This is a genomic window from Streptomyces sp. NPDC030245 (assembly GCF_055572995.1).
The window spans coordinates 752094-771698 of record NZ_JBVICF010000003.1; the positions used below are offsets into that span (position 1 = coordinate 752094).

General features: G+C 71.8%; 17 protein-coding genes. 7 read left to right on the forward strand and 10 right to left on the reverse strand.

Going from position 1 to position 19605, the window contains the following annotated elements; genetic code table 11:
• Positions 1-104 precede the first annotated feature (104 nt).
• The 3 genes from ACZ4Z4_RS11820 (at position 105) to aroC (ending at position 3692) form a co-directional block, all read left to right on the forward strand.
• A complete protein-coding gene (locus ACZ4Z4_RS11820) occupies positions 105-1106 on the forward strand; it encodes a 3-oxoacyl-ACP synthase III family protein (RefSeq protein ID WP_468325645.1) in 1002 nt (333 codons plus the stop codon).
• 121 nt (positions 1107-1227) lie between these two features.
• Positions 1228-2511, forward strand: coding sequence for a 3-phosphoshikimate 1-carboxyvinyltransferase (gene aroA / locus ACZ4Z4_RS11825; RefSeq protein ID WP_468325647.1), 1284 nt, complete (start codon positions 1228-1230; stop codon positions 2509-2511).
• Positions 2508-3692: a chorismate synthase gene (aroC, locus tag ACZ4Z4_RS11830; protein WP_468325649.1), complete on the forward strand. Its 1185-nt coding sequence runs from the start codon at positions 2508-2510 to the stop codon at positions 3690-3692. The genes aroA and aroC overlap by 4 nt, the downstream gene beginning before the upstream one ends.
• Before the next feature lie 162 nt (positions 3693-3854).
• On the opposite strand, the gene ACZ4Z4_RS11835 is transcribed toward aroC, so the two are convergent.
• The 10 genes from ACZ4Z4_RS11835 to ACZ4Z4_RS11880 all read right to left on the reverse strand — a co-directional run bounded on the left by ACZ4Z4_RS11835 (position 3855) and on the right by ACZ4Z4_RS11880 (position 13402).
• Positions 3855-4325 (reverse strand): hypothetical protein, encoded by a 471-nt coding sequence (locus ACZ4Z4_RS11835; RefSeq protein ID WP_468325652.1) that lies wholly within the window; start codon positions 4323-4325, stop codon positions 3855-3857.
• 232 nt (positions 4326-4557) lie between these two features.
• Positions 4558-5745, reverse strand: coding sequence for a phage tail sheath family protein (locus ACZ4Z4_RS11840; RefSeq protein ID WP_468325654.1), 1188 nt, complete (start codon positions 5743-5745; stop codon positions 4558-4560).
• Between the two features lie 13 nt (positions 5746-5758).
• On the reverse strand, positions 5759-6796 hold the full coding sequence (locus ACZ4Z4_RS11845) for a methyltransferase (protein WP_468325657.1): 1038 nt from the start codon (positions 6794-6796) through the stop codon (positions 5759-5761).
• A 57-nt stretch (positions 6797-6853) separates the two neighbouring features.
• Entirely contained in the window at positions 6854-7381 is a 528-nt protein-coding gene (locus tag ACZ4Z4_RS11850; protein ID WP_468325659.1) for a PhzA/PhzB family protein, read from the reverse strand.
• Between the two features lie 11 nt (positions 7382-7392).
• Entirely contained in the window at positions 7393-8124 is a 732-nt protein-coding gene (phzG, locus tag ACZ4Z4_RS11855; RefSeq protein WP_468325662.1) for a phenazine biosynthesis FMN-dependent oxidase PhzG, read from the reverse strand.
• Positions 8117-8953: a PhzF family phenazine biosynthesis protein gene (locus ACZ4Z4_RS11860; protein WP_468325665.1), complete on the reverse strand. Its 837-nt coding sequence runs from the start codon at positions 8951-8953 to the stop codon at positions 8117-8119. Before ACZ4Z4_RS11860 ends, phzG begins: the two co-directional genes overlap by 8 nt.
• 132 nt (positions 8954-9085) lie before the next feature.
• A complete protein-coding gene (locus ACZ4Z4_RS11865) occupies positions 9086-10261 on the reverse strand; it encodes a 3-deoxy-7-phosphoheptulonate synthase (RefSeq protein WP_468325668.1) in 1176 nt (391 codons plus the stop codon).
• 343 nt (positions 10262-10604) lie between these two features.
• Positions 10605-11876, reverse strand: coding sequence for an NAD(P)/FAD-dependent oxidoreductase (locus ACZ4Z4_RS11870; RefSeq protein ID WP_468325671.1), 1272 nt, complete (start codon positions 11874-11876; stop codon positions 10605-10607).
• Positions 11876-12199, reverse strand: coding sequence for a 2Fe-2S iron-sulfur cluster-binding protein (locus ACZ4Z4_RS11875; protein ID WP_268774414.1), 324 nt, complete (start codon positions 12197-12199; stop codon positions 11876-11878). The genes ACZ4Z4_RS11870 and ACZ4Z4_RS11875 overlap by 1 nt, the downstream gene beginning before the upstream one ends.
• A 276-nt stretch (positions 12200-12475) precedes the next feature.
• On the reverse strand, positions 12476-13402 hold the full coding sequence (locus ACZ4Z4_RS11880; RefSeq protein ID WP_468325674.1) for a LysR family transcriptional regulator: 927 nt from the start codon (positions 13400-13402) through the stop codon (positions 12476-12478).
• Between the two features lie 232 nt (positions 13403-13634).
• On the opposite strand from ACZ4Z4_RS11880, the gene ACZ4Z4_RS11885 reads away from it, so the two are divergent.
• The 4 genes from ACZ4Z4_RS11885 (at position 13635) to cydC (ending at position 19578) form a co-directional block, all read left to right on the forward strand.
• Positions 13635-14936, forward strand: a complete 1302-nt coding sequence (locus ACZ4Z4_RS11885; protein WP_468325677.1) for a cytochrome ubiquinol oxidase subunit I — start codon at positions 13635-13637, stop codon at positions 14934-14936.
• A 64-nt stretch (positions 14937-15000) separates the two neighbouring features.
• Positions 15001-16035: a cytochrome d ubiquinol oxidase subunit II gene (cydB, locus tag ACZ4Z4_RS11890; protein WP_468325680.1), complete on the forward strand. Its 1035-nt coding sequence runs from the start codon at positions 15001-15003 to the stop codon at positions 16033-16035.
• 31 nt (positions 16036-16066) lie between these two features.
• A complete protein-coding gene (gene cydD / locus ACZ4Z4_RS11895) occupies positions 16067-17797 on the forward strand; it encodes a thiol reductant ABC exporter subunit CydD (protein WP_468325683.1) in 1731 nt (576 codons plus the stop codon).
• Positions 17794-19578, forward strand: a complete 1785-nt coding sequence (cydC, locus tag ACZ4Z4_RS11900) for a thiol reductant ABC exporter subunit CydC (protein ID WP_468325686.1) — start codon at positions 17794-17796, stop codon at positions 19576-19578. The genes cydD and cydC overlap by 4 nt, the downstream gene beginning before the upstream one ends.
• Positions 19579-19605 lie beyond the last annotated feature (27 nt).

A 19605-nucleotide genomic window follows, 5' to 3' on the forward strand; every position in this document is an offset into this window, starting at 1 on the left:
CCGTCGGTGCCGCCCGCGCACGCCGCGCGCGAGCGCGGAGGTGCCGTGCGGGCGCCGGACACATGCAGAATCCATGCACGTCGCGTTGAGGGTGGGGCAGGCGAATGACCGGTATCGCAACCGATGTCGCAATTCTCGGTACGGGCGGTTACGTGCCGGACCGTATCGTCTCCAACGACGAGGTCGGCGCGCCGGCCGGGGTCGACGGCGAGTGGATCGTACGCAAGACCGCTATCCGGGAGCGGCGTTGGGCCGCGCCCGGCCAGGCCACCTCCGACCTCGCGGTGGCGGCCGGGCGCGCGGCACTGGAGTCGGCGGGCATCACCGTGGCCCAGCTGTCGCTGATCGTGGTGGCGACGTCCACACCGGACCGGCCGCAGCCGCCGACCGCGGTCTATGTGCAGCAGCAGCTCGGTGCCCTCGGCGCGGCGGCATTCGACGTCAACGCGGTCTGCTCGGGCAGCGTGTTCGCGCTGTCGGTGGTCGAGGGCATGCTCGCCCGCCAGGGCGGTCACGCGCTGGTGATCGGCGCGGACGTCTACTCGCGGATCCTGAACCCCGCCGACCGCAAGACGGTGGTGCTGTTCGGGGACGGGGCCGGGGCGATGGTCCTCGGCCCGGCCGGCGAGGGGCGCGCGGCCGGGGCGCGGGTGCGGCACGTCACCCTGCACACCGTCGGCGAGCTCGCCGGGCTGATCCAGGTGCCCGCGGGCGGCAGCCGGCAACCCGCGGACCAGGGCGTGCTGGACGCGGGGCTCCAGTACTTCGCGATGGACGGGCGCGAGGTGCGCCGGTTCGTGGTGGAGCAACTGCCGCAGCTGACCAAGCAGTTCCTGCACGAGGCGGGCGTCGTGCCGGACGACGTCGCGCACTTCGTGCCGCACCAGGCCAACGGCGTCATGCTGGACACGGTGATCGAGGACCTGTCGCTGTCCCGCGCCACCACGCACCTCACCCTGGAGCGGTACGGCAACACCGGCGCCGCGTCGATCCCCATCACCCTGGACGCCGCTGCCCGCGAAGGGGCCTTCGCACCCGGCGACCTGATCCTCCTGGCGGGCTTCGGCGGCGGCATGGCCGCGGGCCTCGCCCTCCTCGAATGGTGAAGGGACCACGGGCCTGACCCCGTGGTACCGACGTGACCCCCCTCTGACCGGGCCGGGGAGCTCCTTCCCCCAAGAGCGCTCCCCGGCCCCATCTCACTCCCCGCCGCATGGAGGCACCCGCGTGATCACGGAGAAGGAGCCGGGCACCGGCCTGGCCGCCCGCGTACCGGGATCGAAGAGCCTGACCAACCGACTGCTCCTGCTGGCCGCCGCGGCCGACGGCACGAGCACCCTCCGCGCCCCGCTGGTCAGCGAGGACACCGTCGCGTTCCGCGAGGCGCTCGGCGTCTGCGGCATCCCGGTCAAGAGCGGCCCCGGGGACGCGTTCTGGGAGGTGACGGGCGCGGGACGCGGACCCGCCGGCCCCGCCCGGCCGTGGTGCGCCGACGCCGGGACCGCCGCCCGCTTCCTGCCCCCGTTCGCCGCCACCGGCCACGGCACCTTCCTCTTCGACGGCTCGTCCCAGCTGCGCGCCCGCCCGCAGCGCCCCCTGATCGAGGCGCTCCGCGCCCTCGGCGCCGACCTGGAGCCGGGCCCCGGCAACGGGCTCCCCCTGCTGATCCGCGCGCACGGCATCGAGGGCGGCGAACTCTCGGTCGACTCGTCCCTGAGCAGCCAGTATCTGAGCGGCCTCCTGATGGCGGGCCCGCTGATGCGCCGCGGCCTCCAGGTCCGCACGGAGAGCCTGGTCAGCCGCCCGTACGTCGACATGACCGTGGCCCTGATGCGGCGCTTCGGAGCCCGGGTCGAGGAGGGCGCGGACGGCACCCTCCGCGTCGACCCGGGGGCGTACGACGCGACGGACGTCGAGGTCGAACCCGACGCGTCCTCCGCCTCGTACGTCTTCGCCGCGGCGGCCGTCACCGGACGCACCGTCACCGTGCCCGGCCTCGGCACCGACAGCCTCCAGGGCGACCTCCGCTTCGTCGAGGTCCTCGAACAGGCGGGCGCCGACGTGCGGGTGGGGCCGACGGCCACCACCGTGTCGGGCACCGGACCGCTGCGCGGCGGCTTCACCGTCGACATGGGCGAGATCTCCGACACGTTCATGACCCTCGCCGCCATCGCGCCCCTGGCCGACGCGCCCATCACCATCCGCGGCGTCGCGCACGCCCGGCTGAAGGAGTCCGACCGCGTCGCCGCGATGGCGGAGAACCTCCGGGCCTGCGGCATCGAGACCTCCGAAGGCACGGACTGGATCACCGTACGGCCCGGAGTGCCGCGCCCCACCCGCATCGCGTGCCACCGCGACCACCGGATCGCGATGTCGTTCTCCGTCCTCGGACTCGCCGTTCCCGACACGATCTCGCTGGACGACCCGGCCTGCGTGGCGAAGACCTTCCCGGACTTCCACGACGAGCTGCGGCGCCTGTTCCCGGGCGCAGGCGAAGGAGCACACCGTTGAGCAGGTTGCGTTGGCTGACCGCGGGGGAGTCGCACGGACCCGCGCTTGTCGCGACGTTGGAGGGTCTTCCCGCCGGCGTGCCGATCACGACGGAGATGGTGGCGGATCATCTGGCGCGGCGGCGGCTGGGGTATGGCCGTGGTGCGCGGATGAAGTTCGAGCGTGATGAGGTCACGTTCCTGGGTGGTGTGCGGCACGGGCTGAGCATGGGCTCGCCCATCGCGATCATGGTGGGCAATACGGAGTGGCCCAAGTGGGAGCAGGTCATGTCGGCCGATCCGGTGGATCCGGCGGTGCTGGCGGATCTGGCGCGGAACGCGCCGCTGACCCGGCCCCGGCCGGGGCATGCGGACCTGGCGGGCATGCAGAAGTACGGCTTCGACGAGGCGCGTCCGGTGCTGGAGCGTGCTTCGGCGCGGGAGACCGCGGCGCGGGTGGCGCTGGGTGCGGTGGCGCGTTCGTACGTGAAGGAGACGGCGGGGATCGAGATCGTCTCGCACGTGACGGAGCTGGCCGCGGCGAAGGCGCCTTATGGTGTCTACCCCACCCCCGCCGACGTGGAGAAGCTGGACGCGGATCCGGTGCGCTGCCTGGACGCGGATGCGTCGAAGGCGATGGTCGCGGAGATCGACCAGGCGCACAAGGACGGCGACACGCTGGGCGGTGTGGTCGAGGTCCTGGCGTACGGCGTCCCGGTGGGTCTGGGCTCGCACGTGCACTGGGACCGGCGGCTGGATGCGCGGCTGGCGGCGGCGCTGATGGGCATCCAGGCGATCAAGGGTGTGGAGGTCGGGGACGGCTTCGAGCTGGCGCGGGTGCCGGGTTCCAAGGCGCACGACGAGATCGTGACGACGGATGACGGCATCAGGCGGACGTCCGGTCGGTCGGGTGGTACCGAGGGTGGTCTGACCACCGGTGAGCTGCTGCGCGTACGTGCCGCGATGAAGCCGATCGCGACGGTGCCGCGTGCGCTGGCGACGATCGATGTGGCCACGGGTGAGGCGGCGAAGGCGCACCACCAGCGTTCCGATGTGTGTGCGGTGCCGGCGGCCGGCATTGTGGCCGAGGCCATGGTGGCGCTCGTCCTGGCTGATGCGGTCGCGGAGAAGTTCGGGGGCGACAGCGTGCCCGAGACGCGGCGCAACGTGCAGTCCTACCTCGACACCTTGCGGATCCGATAGACGAAGGCAGGGGCGGCCGCGGCACGCGGTGAGTTTTCCCGGCGTGCCGTGACCGCCCCCTTCTTCCGTCCGCCCGTCACTGCCGACTCGGGCTCCGTTCCGCCCTACCCTGCTCTCTCCCGCTGAGCAGGCCGAGCGCTGCGCGGTGCCGGCCGGAAGTGTCTAGGCGGCTTCCTTGCGCTGCCGGTCCATGAGGTGCCGTAGGACGAGCCATTCCCGTACCTCCCAGGAGTGCCCGGCCGAGCAGCCGATGCTGCCCTGCGGACTCTGCGGTGAGGCGACGATCGTTCCCGTGCATCTCTCCACCACGCACCCCCTGGTGAGCGGGTCCCCGTCGCCGCGGTCGGGCTCGATGACACGGAGCAGTTCGACGTGGAGGCCGTGGATCTCCTCCGCGAACTCCGGGGCCGGGGGCTGGGCCCTGAGCCACTCCAGGTGGAGCAGCAGGAAGCAGGTGAGGTGGGGGACGGTGCGCGTCGGGGGAGCGGTCCCGAGTTCGTCCGCGACATAGCCGGCCCATGACTCCAGGATGGCGACGATATTGCTTCTGGCGTCGAGCGCGGACACGTTCAGGTGGTCCCTTCTGCGGCTCCCGGACACCTTCGTCGGATTCCGGCGCCTGGAAGTCGCCATGACGTGGTGCAGGCCTTCCTGGTGAAGGCCGGGGAGTGCCCGCAGATCGAGCTCCAGCTTTGTGGTGCAGGCGTCGCAGAGCAGGGAATCGGTGGCGGCCCGTATGCCCTGTCCGGGACTCTGTGCGCATGCGCTGTGTGCGCATTCATTCTGTGGGCAGGAGTTCTGTGCGCGCGAGTCCTGTTCGTGTGAGTTCAGTGCGCCTGAGTGAATCTCCATACTGAATCTCTCCTCAGCTGATCTTGTTCCCGATGTCGTGCTGAACGCGGAAAGTGACGAATTCGGCGGGCCGTACGACGGCGAGGCCGACGTCGAGGTTGACCCGGCCCCGCGCCATGTCCTCATGGGTGTTGTTGGTGTCGTCGCAGACGACCTCGAACGCCTCGGCCGCGGACCGGCCGGGCAGTGCCCCCTGGCGCCACAGCCCCTTGAGGAACGTGGTGGTGGACTGGCGCACCAGCGCCCGCAGTTGGGCGCTGTTGGTGTCGAAGGCGGCCCATCGGGTGCCCTGTTCGAGCGAGGCGCGCGCGTAGTTCACCAGGCGGCGGACGCCGAGATCGGCCCAGTCGGGGTCGGTGGACAGCGTGCGCGCCCCGAGCACCCGAATGCCCTGCCCCCGCACGAAGTGCAGGCAGTTGACACCCCGCGCGCCCACCGACTCCCGCTCGTCCGCCGTGAGTTCACGCTCGTGCTTGACCACGCCCACCAGGGCGCCCACGGGCGCCGCGGGCACGCCCCGCTCGGTGTCGACGCGGCAGCACATCCCCGACACATGACCGGACGGCGGCACCAGGCGTTCGTGCCCGTCGGCGTCGGTCACGGTGACCCACGGATAATGGACGGCGACGAACTGAGCGTCCGGCTCGGCCAGTTCGAACGGCCTGCTCCCTGCGTCGGCGGGTGCGAGGCCCTGCCGCGTGTGCAGCAGAGCGACCCGGTGACCCACACGGCTGCAATGTCCCGCGATCTCCCGGGCGATGCCGTGCGCGTCCCCCTCCACCCGCCACAGATCCGGTGCCACCACAAGCGTGATCTCCGGCAGGCGCTCCAGCCTGGCGAGGGCGGACCGGTGGGCGGCGACCCGGTCCGCGTCGTCGCCCGTTCCCACGACCCAGGCCCCGCCACCGCCGTTGCGGAAGTGGCCGAGCACGGCGTCGTGGACGAAGGAGGGCGGCTCGCCCGCGGACGCGCGCCGTGAGAACGCCTCGATGAACTCCTGCGGGTGCCGTACGTAGGCCGGCTTGCCCGGCAGGCTCGGGGCGTCCCCGACGAAGGCCGCCACCGAGGTCTGCACGCCGTGGATGAAGGGCGCGCCGTGGCCCGCTTCCCGGACGCCGTCCGCTTCCCGGAGGCGGGCTCCCGGGCCGAAAGGCCCGGCGGTGCTCATGGTGCGTGGTGGATTCGGCTGCTGTTGTGGCATGCGGGCTCCTGGGTCACGACGGAATGTCGGATGTGGCGGTGAGCACCAGTGCCGAGGTCTCCATGGGGAGTTGTACGGAACGCTCGATGGACAGGCCCGACTGGTCCGCCAGTTCGTGGTACTCGCCGATCGAGCGCTGGTGTCCGCCGTTGACCACCATCAGGTGGAGGTCCCACAGCGGGGCCAGCAGACCGGCCTTGCCGTCCTGGACGACCATCTCGATGATCACCAGGCGGGAGTGCGGGCCCATGGCCTCGCGTATGGAACGCAGCAGGCGTACGCAGTCACCCTCCGACCAGTCCCCGAGGACCCGGGACAGGAGGTAGGTGTCGGCGCCCTGCGGGATCGGGCCGGCGAACATGTCCCCGGCGACGAGCTCGGCACGGTCGAGACCCACGCTCTTCTCCAGGTGCGCGCGGGCGATGGGGATGTTGTGTTCCAGGTCGAGCAGCGTGCCGCGGGCCTCGGGCGCGGCGGCGAGGACCGTGGACAGGAGCTGGCCGCTGCCGCCCGCGATGTCGACGACGTGCCGGTCGGCGGTGAAGTCGATGTGCCGCGGCACCGCGTCGAAGGAGAAGTTGTTCGCCTGGGCCTGCATGGCGCGCTGGAAGCGCTGGGCGGCGTCGGGGTCCTCCCCGAGATAGCCGACGAGCGAGCGCCCGTACGCCTTCTCGAAGCCGCTTTTGCCGGTACGGAACGTCTCGATGGAGTTCCCCCAGGCCTGGTAGAACTCCTCGCCGTAGAGCAGACACACGTCGCGCAGCGAGCCGGGCCGGTCGCGCAGCAGGTCGCCCACGTCCGTGTTGCGGTAGCCGACGGTGTCGTCACCGTCGACCACGCCCAGGCGGAGCAGCAGGCGCAGCAGGCGCCGGACCGCGTCCGGGTCCGCGTCGGCGGCCTTGGCGAGCTCTGCCGGGGCCGTGTGGCCCGCCTCGATCAGATCGGGCAGGCCCAGCCTGGCCGCCGCGTAGACGGCCTGGGTGTGCCAGGCGGCGGTGATGAGGTCGATGGCGGTGCGGGCCGCGGGCCGTGCGGTGTTGTCCGTGGTCATGGTCTCTCTCTTCGCGCGTAGGAACGTGGTGGGGGGTGTGCCGGGTTCACCTGCGGGTCAGGAGGGGATCCAGTCCCGTTGGATGTGGGGGGTGGGGATGTTCAGGGCCCGCATGTGTTCGATGGGGTTGGTGTATTCGCGGCTGGCGGCGATGAGTCCGTCGTGCAGGGTGAAGCCGTGGATGAAGTGGTTGCGGTAGCGGCCCTCGGGATAGCCGGGGAAGCGGATGGTGCCCTCGCCGTCGCACTCCGCCCAGATCACGTTGGGGTCCTGCGTCTCGTAAATCTGGACGTCGAACCACTCCCAGTCCGGCAGGACCTGCAAGGACAGCTCGCCGTGCCGCTTGAGGTTGTCGCGGCCCCGCACGGTGATGGGCCGGCCGATGTCGGTGTTGAACAGGGTGGCGGTGCCGTCCTGGGTGTAGAGGGTGTGGCGGCGCAGCCGGGCCGTGGGCCCGATCTGCATGTACTGCTCCACGGCGTGCCGGTTGCGGGCGCGCAGGTCGAGGTGGCTGGTGAACACCGGGCCACCGGCGGCCGGTTCGGCGGCGGTGGGTGCGGTCGGGGCGGGGGGCGGGGTGGTCATCGGGGCTCCGTTCAGGGCTGGAGGCGGGTGGTGGTCCAGCCGGCCGGGGTGCGGTCGTAGCGCAGCCGTTCGTGCAGCCGGTCGGTGCCGTTGGCCCAGAACTCCACCGCGTCGGGCTCCAGGCAAAAGCCCACGAACTCCTGCGGGCAGGGCAGCGGCCGCTCCAGCGCGCCCAGTTCAAGGGCCTGGGCGCGGATTTCCTCGAAGTGCTCCAGGTCGCGCAGGGGTTGGCTCTGGCGGGCGACGGTGGACATGGGGTGGGTGAAGACCGCGCGGGCCGCCCACAGGGCTTCGGCCTCGGCGCGCGGGAGCTGGCGCACGGGGCCGGCCAGGGTGATCTGCTGGCTGGTCTCGCGCCAGTACAGCACCCCCGAGGCGTAGGGGTTGGCGGCCAGTTCGCGGCCCTTTTGGCTGCCGGCGTGGGTGATGAAGACGATGCCCTGCTCGGTGACCTGGTTGACGGCCAGGATGCGTGAGGAGGGCCGGCCGCGCACATCGGCGGTGGCCAGGGCCAGCGCGCGCGGCTCGCGCACCCCGTGGGCGGTGGCGGCGGCCAGCCAGTCGGCGAGCAGGCCCATCGGCTCCGGCGGCGGGGTGCGGAACTGGGGGAAGTCCACCTCCACGGTGCCCGTCAACGTCTCCGAACGCCGCGACGCAGACCGGCCGTTGTTCGCAGAGGGAGCGGTGGCGGTGGCGGCACTCGCGCCCGTGCCGTTGGCGTTCTGCGGGATGAGCTCAGACATGAATCGTTCCTTCGATCGTGACGACGCCATGACCCGAGACCTCGACGGAGTCGACCCGGTCGCCCTCGCCCTGGGCCAGCGCCCTCATGGGGGAGGGGCGGCCGATCTCGATGCCCTGGGTGATCTCGATGAGCTGCCCGTACGAGCCGAGGCCGTGCCGGGCGATGTGGATCGCGATGGGGCCGGCGACGGAGCCGGTGGCGGCGTCCTCCACGACCCCGTACGCGGGCGAGAACATGCGGTTGCGCCAGGTGGTCCCGGACCCGGCGATGCAGTTGGTCGCCATGTCGGGGAAGCTCGCGAGGGCGCGGTGGTCGGGGTCCACCTTCGACAGGGCCTCGAAGCTCTCGAAGCCGACCAGGACGTGCCGCGGACCGTTGCGGTAGATCTCGACCGGCAGCGTCGACTCGCGGACGCCCAGCGCCTCCAGGAGCTCGTCGGCACGGTCGAAGGGCTCCCAGACGGGCACCGGCTGGCGCATGCTCGTCGAGACGACCTGCCCGCCGACGCGCTGGAGCTCGAAGGGGATCACGCCCATCGCGGTCTCGATCCGCAGCTGGTCCGCGTCGGTGCGCCGGCCCAGGGCGATGGCCGTACCGAGCAACGGGTGCCCGGCGAAGGGAAGTTCGTTGACGGGCGTGAAAATCCGTACGTGTACGTCGCCGCCCTGCTTGGGGGTCAGTACGAACGTGGTCTCCGAGAGGTTCATCTCCCGTGCGATGCGCTGCATCTGGTCGGGCGTCAGGTCGTCGGCGTCGAAGAACACGGCCACCGGATTACCGGTGAGAGGCTCTCGGGCGAACGCGTCGACGACTACGTAGTTGTGCATCTGCTCTCCACTGTCGTTGGGGGGCGGCCGTCAGGTGCCGGGACGACGACCACGATGCGCGGTCCATCTTTGGTTGACCCTGATTCCAGCTGGAATGGCGCCGAAAGCCCCGGCTCCCGGGGCGCGGGAGAGTCAGGCGGGCCAGGCGTCGACGGCGTGCAGGGCCTGGGTGGGGTTGAGGCGGGGGTCGCAGCAGGAGGTGTAGCGCTCGCCCACCTTCTCCAGGTCGGCCTCGGTGCTCGCGCACTCGGTGACGTCGTCGGGGGTGGTCTCCAGGTGCAGGCCGCCGGGAGTCCCGCCGCCGTCGCGGACGGCCTGGACGAAGCCGGTGATCTCGCGGGCGACGGTGTCGACCATGCGGGTCTTGTAGCCGCCGGGTGCGGTGATGGTGTTGCCGTGCACCGGGTCGCTGAGCCAGATGGCGGGGTGGCCGGCCTCGCGGACCGCCTCGACCAGGCGCGGCAGCCGCTCGGCGACCGCGTCCGCGCCCATCCGCGCGATCAATGTGAGGCGGCCGGGGTCGCGCCAGGGGTCCAGCTTCTCGCACAGCGCCAGCAGTTCGGCCACTTCCATGGCGGGTCCGACCTTGCAGGCCACCGGGTTGCTGACCTCGGCGAGCAGCGCCACGTGGGCGCCCTCGACCTGCCGGGTGCGCTCCCCGATCCAGGGCCAGTGGGTGGAGCCCAGAAAGAGGCGGCCCTTGTCGTCGGTGCGCAGCATGGGCGTCTCGTAGTCCAGCAGCAGTGCTTCGTGGCTGGTCCAGACGTGCGGGCCCACCGTCTCGCGGCCCGCCGCCCGCTCGCGCCAGCCCAGATGCTCCAGGATGTCCCCGGCCGCCATGTAACCCGTGATGATCCGCAGCGGGTCGGGGCGGCGGCTTTCGGCGTCGGGTTCGGGGCCGTTGACCATGTGGCCGCGGAAGACGGGCAGTTCGAGGCCGTCGATGATTTCGGTGGGCTTGGAGCGGGGTTTGGCGAACTGGCCCGCGATCCGTCCCACGCGCAGCACCGGCTGGCCGGTGATCAACCCGAGCTGGCCGGCGAGCAGGTCCAGCAGGGCGGCCTTGCGGGCCACATGGCGGGGGGTGCATTCCTGGGGGTCCTCGGCGCAGTCGCCGGATTGCAGGACCATGGCCTGGCCGCGGGCGACCTTGCCGAGCAGGGTGCGCAGGGTGGCCAGGTCGTCGCCCTGGACGAGCGGGGGGCGGGCGGCAAGGGCCTCGCCCACCCGGTTCAGCTGGGAAAGGTCGCTCCAGTCGGGTTGCTGCAATGCCCCGCGGATACGAATCTCCCGTATGACGTCTTCCATGACGCACTCCGATCCAGCGGTGTGAAGTGATACTCGGGCGGATATTCCCGTGCGCTTGATCTCCCGGTAAACGGAGTCTTTCGGCAGGAGTCTTCCGGTAGGAGTCTTTCGACAACGGAATGCCGAGCGCGCGCATCTGCTGGACGAATTGCGCAGGCGCCAGAGCCCCCGTTGGCCGTGAGCGATCCTGCCTGATTCAACGAAGCAAATCAACAGCGTTTTGACGTTTTACCAATGAACGCGATGTGACAACTTTCAACCATAAAGAAGGCGCACTGAGATGAACTCAGTGCGCCACTTTACGAATTGCATTCCGCCGCAATTAAAGGACATCCGTCCCGCGTCAGAGAGGTACCGGCGCCTCCGTCCCGCGCCTGGCGAGGCTCCGGAGGTGTTCCCTGAGGGTGAACCCCGGCACCGACGCCTCCTCGGGCGTCAGGGCGGCGCCCTGCGTCAGGAGGCGGCGGGCCGCGAGGTGGTCGGCGGGCCGGTTGACGGACTCCACCGCCTGAAGATCCTGCCCGCGGAAGAGCAGCACCGAGAAGGCGTCGGGGTCGTCGCCGAGCACGACCTCCACGTCGTGCCCTTCGTTGAACCCCGCGATCTGCACGGTGGTGGCGAACTGGTCGCTCCAGAACCACGGCAGTTCGTCGTACGCGCCCGGCGACCCGGTCAGCCGCTGGGCGACCGCCTGGGCGTGCCCCACGGCGTTCTGCACCGATTCGAGCCGCAGCCGGTTCCCGGACCGCACCTGCGGGAACGCCGCGCAGTCACCGATGGCCGAGATGTGCGGATCGCCCGTCAGCAGCCGGGAGTCGACGGTGATGCCGCCGTCCACGGGCAGCCCGGCCGCGGCGGCCAGCTCCGTGCGCGGAGTGACGCCGACACCGACCAGGACCAGGTCGGCGGGGAGCCGGCGGCCGTCGGCCAGCTCCACCGCAGTGATCCCCGAGCGGCTGTCGCCGTGCAGGGCCGTGACGCCCTGGCCGAACAGCAACTCGGTGCCCCTGCCCCGGTGCAGCCGCGTGAAGTGCTCCGCGGTGGGCGCCGACGCGACCCGGGCGAGCGGCCGGTCGAGCGCCTCGACGACGGTCACCTCGACGCCCGCCTCCCGCGCCGCGGCGGCGAATTCCAGGCCGATGAACCCGGCCCCCACCACCACCGCGCGCCGCGCCCCCGCCAGCGACGACCGCAGCGCGGCGGCGTCCTGCGCGGTGCGCAGGGTGTGCACGCCGCGCAGCTCCGCGCCCGGCACGGTAAGCGTGCGGGGCGTGGCGCCGGTGGCCAGGACGAGGTGGCCGTAGCCGTACGTGGAGCCGTCGGTGAGGCGTACCGTGCGGGCGGCCGGGTCGATCTCCGTCACGGTGCCCGCGACCAGGTCGATGGAGTGGCGCACGTAGTACGTCGCGGGCCGCAGCCACAGCTCCGCCTCGTCCGCCTCGCCCTTGAGGTACGCCTTGGACAGCGGCGGACGCTCGTAGGGCAGCGCGTCCTCGGCGCTGATGAGTGTGATGCTTCCCGTGTAGCCGTGCTCCCGCAGGGACGCCGCGGTCTGGTATCCGCCCTGTCCGGCGCCCACCACGACGACCGAGTCGGGCTGTGTGCGGTCCGTCATCAGTTCTGCCGTTCCGGGGTGTGGACGATGAGGCCGTCGAGGGCGTCGCTCGACTTGAGCTGGCAGCTCAGGCGGCTGTTGGGCTTGCGCGGGCACGCCGTGAAGTCGAGCATCTCGTCCTCGCGCTCCTTCGGCGGCTCCAGCTTGTCGAGGGTGGTCTCGTCGACGTAGACGTGGCAGGTGGCGCACTGCATGTTGCCGCCGCACTGGGCGACGATGCCGTCGATGTCGTTGAAGACGGCGCCGCGCATGACGCTCGTACCGGCGGGGACGTCGATCGTGGTCTGGTTGCCGTCGACGGCGACGTACGTGATTTTGGGCATGACGGAACTCCTTGATGGCATCCGGACGTGCGTGCGCGAGGGCCGTTCGTGGTGCGGATTGCCTGGCGAGTGGAGAAGGAAGGTGGAGACGGCGTGCCGGCGGCCGGAGGGGGAACGCGGACACCCCTGCCGACTCGCCATCACTCGCTGGCCGTCGGGACACGCGACGTCCTGGGCCAGGGCTGTGGCAGCGCTTGGAGAGTACCAAACCGATTCCGGCCGATCCAGGACCCGCCCCGGGCAAGGAGGTTGACTCAGCCTTGACTCAGGGATGACTCAAGGTTGGCGTGCGCGGCCGCGGCGCTTGTCGGGCAGCCGGTGCGTCATGAAGGGCCTGCTGGTCGTGAACTCCCGGAACTTCACCGCGGCGTCGGACAGGTAGGTGTCGCGGCTCCACACCAGCGTGAGCACCCGGCTGCAATCCGGCGCATCCAAGTGCACCCAGGCCACGGGGACTTGGGAGTCCGTCCCCGCCTGCCGGGAGATGGCGGGGATCAGGCCGATACCGAGGCCGGCGCTGATCATGTCCTGGCTGGCGCCCGGCTCGTCACCCTCGCAGGAGATCATCGGAGTGAGGCCCTCGGAAGCGAAGAGGCGGTCCAGGAGCGTGCGTTGCCACTGGCCGACGCGGGTCGTCACGAACGGCTCGGTGGCGATCTCACGGATCGTCACACTCTCCTGGCCGTCGAGCCAGTGGCCGCGCGGGACGGCGAGCAGCACCTCCTCGCGGGCCAGCTCGATCATCTCCAGGTTGGTGCCGGTCAGCGGCTGTGAGGCCACACAGAAGTCGACCTCCCTGGCGCGCAGCTGACGGTCCATCTCCTCCGCGTTCGACTGGAAGAGCCGCACGTCGGCGCGGGGGTAGGCGGCCCGGAAGCTGCCGAGGAGATGCGTGATCGTCAGGAGGGTCTCGGAGGCGACGCTGACCCGGCCGAACGCCGTGTCGCGGGCGTCGCTCAGCACCCTGCGGGCGTCGTCGAGCTCGCTCAGGGCGCGGTCCACGTGGTGCAGGAAGACCACGCCGTACTGGTTCAGCCGGATGCGGCGGCCCTGCCGGTCGAAGAGGGGGGTGCCGAGCTCGGACTCCAGGCGCGCGATGGTGCGGCTCAGGGAGGGCTGGGCGACGTGCAGCTCCTCCGCGGCGCGGCTGATGTGCTCGTAACGGGCGACCGTCTGGAAGTAGCGCAACTGAAGAAGATCCATGATCCACCTTTACTTATGCCTTACCGGGCATCATCACATGGCTGAACCGGTCTTGGATCGCATAAGGATTTCTCTCTACCGTTTTCCACGAGGTCACCGCACAGGTGGCGGGCAACGCGGCCCGGCACCTGCACACGCGAAGCGGCGGCCCCACCGTCCACCGTCCGCCACGACCGGCACACCAACCCCCCTCAGCCGTTCCACCGGCCACCGCCCCCAGGAAGGTCGCATCATGAGCGCTGCGGATCTGGCCCGACTCCAGTTCGCGGCCACGACCGGCATCCACTGGCTGTTCGTGATCCTCACCATGGGACTCGTCCCCATCGTGGCGATCATGCACACCCGGGCCGCGTTCACCCGTGATCCCGCCAAGAGAGCAGTCCTGGAGCGTATGACTCGCTTCTGGGGCCAGCTCTACGTCATCAACTACGCGGTCGGCATCGTCACCGGCCTCGTCATGGAGTTCCAGTTCGGGCTCAGCTGGAGTGGCCTGAGCAAGTTCGCGGGCAACGTCTTCGGCGCCCCGCTCGCCCTCGAAACCCTCATCGCCTTCTTCGCCGAGTCCACCTTCCTCGGCATGTGGATCTTCGGCTGGGGCCGCCTGCGCAGAGGCGTGCACGTCACGCTCATCTGGCTGGTCGCCCTGACCGCGTACGCCTCCGGATACTGGATCCTGATCGCCAACGGCTTCATGCAGCACCCGGTCGGCTACGAGGTCCGCGACGGCGTCGCCTACCTGACCGACTTCGGGGCGCTGCTCACCAACTCCAGCGCGCTGATGGCCCTCTTCCACCTCTCGCTGGGCGCCCTGACGACGGGCGGCTGCTTCGTCGCCGGCGTCAGCGCCTGGCACTACCTGCGCGGCACCAAGGAGACCGAGCTCTTCCGGCCCTCCCTGAAGCTCGGACTCTGGGTCTCGACCGTCGCCTCCTTCTTCGTGGTCGTCGTCGGCGAGATGCAGCGCCCCATCATCGAGCGCACCCAGCCGATGAAGGACGCGGTCCTGGAGAACAGCGGCGTCGCCGAGGTGCAGGCCGAGCTCGTCAAGGAGCACGGGCCCGGCAACTACGTGCCCTGGCAGGACACGATGCGGATCTCGATGGACGTCATGTCGCTCATCGGCAACACCGTCTCCACCATCACCTTCATCGCCCTCATCCTTCTGTGGAAGGACCGGCTGATGCGCTGGCGCTGGGCCTCCTGGATCATCGTCGCGACGATTCCGTTCCCGTTCATCGCCTCCGTCGGCGGCTGGATCGTCCGCGAGGTCGGCCGCCAACCCTGGATCATCTACGGCGAGTTGACCGTCGAGGACGCGCTGTCCCACGTCGGGAAGACCTCGCTGCTGCTGTCCTGCGTCCTGTTCATCACCATCTTCGTCGCGCTGGCCGTGACGAACTGGACCCTGATCACTCGGTTCGCGCTCCGCGGCCCCGACGCCACCCAGCTCGGCGTCAGCGAGCCACTCCCGGACGACCTGCCCGAGGAGCCGGGCGGCACCACCAGCGAGAAGCAGCCGGTGCCCGCGCTCTGAGCCGGGCCGACCCGGCACCCCCCACCGAGATGACCTCCCCTGCTGTAACGGAAAGTTGAGCGAGATGAGTCTGGAGACCGTCTGGCTGGCCCTCCTGGGCCTGCTGCTCGCCGGGTACTTTGTGCTCGGCGGCTACGACTACGGCGCACAGATGCTGCACCCCTTCCTCGGCCGAGACGGTCGGCGAGACGGTCAGGAGGAGAAGCGCACCAGCGGCAACGCCGCCCTCGACGCCATCGCGCCGTTCTTCCTGGGCAACGAGGTCTGGCTGGTCGCCTTCGCCGGCGTCATGTTCGGTGCCTTCCCGCACCTCGAAGGCACCCTCCTGTCCGGCATGTACCCGCTGATCGTGGCGATCCTCGCCGGCCTGGTCCTCGGCAACGCCGCGGTCCAGCTCCGCCGCCGCTCCCGCAGCGCCCGCGGCCGCCGCGTGTGGGACGCCCTGATCGTGTTCGGCGGCGTCGTGCCCGCCGTGGCGTGGGGCCTGATCGTCGGGCTGCTGCTGCACGGCGTGCCCCGGCGCGCCGACGGCAGCTTCCACATCGGGTTCGGCGACGTGCTCACGCCGTTCGTGCTCGCCTGCGGAGCCACCACCGTGCTGCTCTTCGCGGCCCACGGCGCGACCTTCGTCGCACTCCGCTCGGGGCCCGAACTCGCCGCCAGGGCGCGGCAGATGGGCGCCAAGCTGCTCGTCGGCGTCGCCGCCGCGGGCGCCCTCGCCCTGCTCCTCACGCTCTTCGGAGCGGGCGCCTCGATGACCAACCGCGCGACCTCCGCCGTCATCGCCGTCCTCCTCGTCGCGGCCCTCGCCGCCGCATGGTGGTACCTCAACCGCGGACACCACGTCCTCGCGTTCGCCGCCACCTGCGCCGCGACCGCGCTGCCCGTACTGCTCCTCGGCGCCGGCCACTACCCGTACCTCCTGATCACCGACGCGGGCGCGGGCCTCGACATCGACCACGCCATCACCGACGACGCCACACTGAAGATCCTCAGCGGCTTCGGGATCCTCGTGGTCCCGACGATCCTCGCCTACCAGTTCTGGAGCTGGTGGGCCTTCCGGGGGCGGACGGGACAGCGCCACCCCAGCTACTTCTGACCCCCGGAAAGCGACGAGAGGGACCCCCACGATGAAGCCCGTCGAACGCCGCCTGACGCGGGAAGTACCGGCACTGCGGCGCCATATGACGTACTCCGCGGTTCTCGCCCTGGCGGGCGCCGGGCTCATCGTCACCCAGGCGGTCCTGCTGGCGACCGCGCTCGCCGACGGCTTCGCCGGAGACGGTATACGCACCGGGACCCTGGCCGCGCTCGGCGCCGTCATGGCGCTGCGCGCGCTCCTCACCTGGCTCCGCGGCGTGCTCGCCCAGCGCGCCGCGGCCGACGCCAAGCGCACCTTGCGCGACCGGATCACCGGACGGCTGCGGCGGACGGCACCGCTGCGGCTGACCGCCCGCCGCCACGGCGAGACGGCCACACTGCTCACCCGCGGCCTCGACGCCCTCGACCCGTACATCGTCGGCTACCTGCCCACGATGGCGGCCACCGCCGTCGTCCCCCTCACGGTCGTCGGCTGGGTGTGGTGGACCGACTGGACCTCCGCGCTGATCATCGTCATCACCCTGCCGCTCATCCCCGTCTTCGGCGCACTGGTCGGCATGCACACCGCCCAGCGCACCGCCCGCCAATGGCGGCTGCTGTCCCGCCTCGGCGGCCACTTCCTGGACGTGGTGGCCGGCCTGCCGACCCTCCGCGCCTTCGGCCGCGAGCGGCACCAGACCAAAGTCGTGCACGAGATGGCGGACGCCCACCGGCGGGCCACCATGCGGACCCTGCGCGTCGCCTTCCTCTCCTCCCTCGTCCTGGAGACCGTCGCCACCCTCTCCGTGGCACTCGTCGCCGTCCCCGTCGGACTGCGGCTCCTCCACGGCGACGTCGGCCTGCACACCGCGCTGGTCGTCCTGTTCCTCGCCCCCGAGGCGTACCTGCCGCTGCGCGCCATGGGCGCCGCCTTCCACGACAGCGCCGAAGGCATCGCCGTGGCCGAACGCGTCTTCACCGTCCTCGACGAAGAGGACACCGCCCCGGCACCCGCCGACCGCGCCACCGCCCCCGACGCCCGCACCGCCCACCTCACCCTCGACGACGTCACCGTCCACCACCCGGGCCGCACCGAACCCGCCCTGCGCGACGTCTCCCTGACCATCGCCCCCGGCGAGCACGTCGCCCTGATCGGACCGAGCGGCGCGGGCAAGTCCACCCTGCTCTCCCTCATCCTCGGCTTCGTCACCCCCGCCTCGGGCAGGGTCGCGGCCGGCGGCACCGACCTCGCGGCACTCGACATCGACGACTGGTGCACCCAGGTGGCGTGGGTGCCGCAGCGCCCCCACCTCGTCGCCGGGTCCGTCGCCGAGAACATCCGCCTCGGCCGGCCCGACGCGAGCGACGCCGAGGTCCGGGAGGCGGCCCGCGCCGCGTCGGCGGACCTCTTCGTCGACGAGCTGCCCCAGGGGTACGACACGCTGCTCGGCGAGCACGGCGCCGGGCTCTCCGCGGGCCAGCGCCAGCGCATCGCACTGGCCCGCGCCTTCCTCAAGGACGCCCCCGTCCTGCTCCTCGACGAACCGACCGCCCACCTCGACCCCGAGAGCGAGGCCGCCGTCACCCGCGCCACGGTGGCCCTCATGCGCGGCCGCACCTCGATCGTCGTCGCCCACCGCACGAGCCTGCTCCCGCACGCGGACCGCGTCATCACCGTACGAGCGGGCCGCATCGCCGCCCCCGGACCGGACCCGGCGCCCGCCCCCGACCCGGCCCCCGCCCACGAACTCACCCCGTCCGAAAGGCTGGTGGCCTCATGACCGCGTACACCGAGGCCCTCGCCCCCGGACCCGCCCCCGGACCCGCCCGCGGGGAGCGCGGCCGGGCGGGCCGCCCCACCGTCCGGCTCCTGCGCCACCTCCTGCCCTACTGGCGCAGGCTGCTGCCCGCCGGGCTCGCCGCGGCCGGGAGCGAACTCGCCGCCGCCGCACTGATGGCCACCGCCGCCTGGCTCATCACCCGCGCGGCCGAGCAGCCGCCGCTCGCCGCGGTGAGTGTCGCGATCGTCGCCGTGCGGGCGCTGGCCCTCGGCCGCGGCGCGCTGCGCTACATCGACCGGCTCCTCGGCCACGACGGTGTGCTGCGGGCCGTCGCGGGGTTCCGCGCCCGGGTGTACGAGGCGCTGGTGCCGCTCGCGCCCGCCGGCACCCCCGCCTTCCGCAGCGGCGACCTGCTGACCCGGCTCGTCGACGACGTGGACGCCGCCCAGGACATGCTGCTGCGCGTCATGATCCCGGCGACGGCGGCCTGCGTGGTCGCCGCGAGCGCCACCGGTCTGACCCTGGTGCTGTTGCCGGAGGCCGGGCTGCTGCTCGGAGCGCTGCTGGCCGTCGCCGGAGTGCTCGTGCCCGCCCTCGTCCTCGTCCTGTCCCGCCGCGCGGGCCGCGCAGAGAAGACGGCCCGCGCCGAACTCGCCGCCGTCACCCTCGACCTGACGCGGGGCGCCGCGGACCTCGCCGCGTACGGCGCCCGCGGCCGCACCCACGACCGCGCCCGCCGCGTCACGGAACGCATCGCCGAGCTGGAGCGCCACAAGGCCCTGACCACCTCGCTCGCCCAGGCCGTGGTGCTGGTGCTCCAGGGCGCGGCGACGGTCGGCGTCACCTGGCTCGCGCTGCGCGCCCACGCGGCGGGCGACCTGCCCGCCGTACAGCTCACCGTCCTCGCGGTCCTCGCGCTCGTCTCCTTCGAGGCCCTCGCACCGCTGCCCGCCGCCGCCCGCCGCTACGCCGAAATCCGGGCCTCCGCGCGGCGCCTCGCCGACCTCTTCGACACACCGGCGCCCGTCGCCGACCCCACAGCCCCGGACCCGCTGCCCACCGGCGCACCGCTCGACGTGACCATCGCCGACCTGCGGGTCCGCCACAGCCAGGACGGCCCCCCGGCCCTGGACGGGGCGAGCCTGCGGCTGCCGGCCGGTCACCGGGTGGTGCTCCTCGGGGCCAGCGGGTCCGGCAAGTCGACGCTGATCGCCGCGCTCATGCGGTTCGTACCGTACGAGGCGGGCAGCATCCGCGTCGGCGGACGCGAACTGAGCCGCTGCTCGGGCGCCGACGCCCGCCGCGCCATCACCGGCATGACGCAGGACGCGCACGTCTTCCACGCCACCATCCGCGCCAACCTGCTCCTCGCCGCGCCCGACGCCACCGACGCCGACCTGCGCGAGGCGGCCCGCAGGGCACGCGTCCTGGAGTGGATCGAGTCGCTGCCGGACGGCTGGGAGACCGTGCTCGGCGGGGACGGCGCCACCGTCTCGGGCGGCCAGCGCCAACGCCTGCTCCTCGCCCGCGCGCTCCTCGCCGACCCGCCCGTCCTCGTCCTGGACGAACCCACCGAAGGCCTCGACCCGGACACCGCCGCCGAGGTGCTCGCCGACATCCTCGACGCCACCCGCGGCCGCACCACGCTCCTCGTCACGCACGAGCGTTCGGGCCTCGCCGCGGCCGACGAGATCGTCACCCTGGACCGGGGCCGGATCCGCCCCGCCACCCCCGAGGACCTCGACTCCACGACGGACGGCCTGTCCGCCCTGGCACTCTGAGTCCCTCTTGCCAACCTCCCGCGGGAA

What these genes read in the sequence shown, in the direction of transcription:
- ACZ4Z4_RS11820 (WP_468325645.1), top strand. Translation starts at nt 105, where the DNA reads ATGACCGGTATCGCAACCGATGTCGCAATTCTCGGTACGGGCGGTTAC.
- ACZ4Z4_RS11845 (WP_468325657.1), bottom strand. Translation starts at nt 6,796, where the DNA reads ATGACCACGGACAACACCGCACGGCCCGCGGCCCGCACCGCCATCGAC.
- ACZ4Z4_RS11870 (WP_468325671.1), bottom strand. Translation starts at nt 11,876, where the DNA reads ATGACGGACCGCACACAGCCCGACTCGGTCGTCGTGGTGGGCGCCGGA.
- phzG (WP_468325662.1), bottom strand. Translation starts at nt 8,124, where the DNA reads ATGTCTGAGCTCATCCCGCAGAACGCCAACGGCACGGGCGCGAGTGCC.
- ACZ4Z4_RS11860 (WP_468325665.1), bottom strand. Translation starts at nt 8,953, where the DNA reads ATGCACAACTACGTAGTCGTCGACGCGTTCGCCCGAGAGCCTCTCACC.
- ACZ4Z4_RS11835 (WP_468325652.1), bottom strand. Translation starts at nt 4,325, where the DNA reads ATGGCGACTTCCAGGCGCCGGAATCCGACGAAGGTGTCCGGGAGCCGC.
- cydC (WP_468325686.1), top strand. Translation starts at nt 17,794, where the DNA reads ATGACCGCGTACACCGAGGCCCTCGCCCCCGGACCCGCCCCCGGACCC.
- cydD (WP_468325683.1), top strand. Translation starts at nt 16,067, where the DNA reads ATGAAGCCCGTCGAACGCCGCCTGACGCGGGAAGTACCGGCACTGCGG.
- ACZ4Z4_RS11865 (WP_468325668.1), bottom strand. Translation starts at nt 10,261, where the DNA reads ATGGAAGACGTCATACGGGAGATTCGTATCCGCGGGGCATTGCAGCAA.
- ACZ4Z4_RS11875 (WP_268774414.1), bottom strand. Translation starts at nt 12,199, where the DNA reads ATGCCCAAAATCACGTACGTCGCCGTCGACGGCAACCAGACCACGATC.
- ACZ4Z4_RS11840 (WP_468325654.1), bottom strand. Translation starts at nt 5,745, where the DNA reads ATGCCACAACAGCAGCCGAATCCACCACGCACCATGAGCACCGCCGGG.
- cydB (WP_468325680.1), top strand. Translation starts at nt 15,001, where the DNA reads ATGAGTCTGGAGACCGTCTGGCTGGCCCTCCTGGGCCTGCTGCTCGCC.
- ACZ4Z4_RS11880 (WP_468325674.1), bottom strand. Translation starts at nt 13,402, where the DNA reads ATGGATCTTCTTCAGTTGCGCTACTTCCAGACGGTCGCCCGTTACGAG.
- ACZ4Z4_RS11885 (WP_468325677.1), top strand. Translation starts at nt 13,635, where the DNA reads ATGAGCGCTGCGGATCTGGCCCGACTCCAGTTCGCGGCCACGACCGGC.
- ACZ4Z4_RS11850 (WP_468325659.1), bottom strand. Translation starts at nt 7,381, where the DNA reads ATGACCACCCCGCCCCCCGCCCCGACCGCACCCACCGCCGCCGAACCG.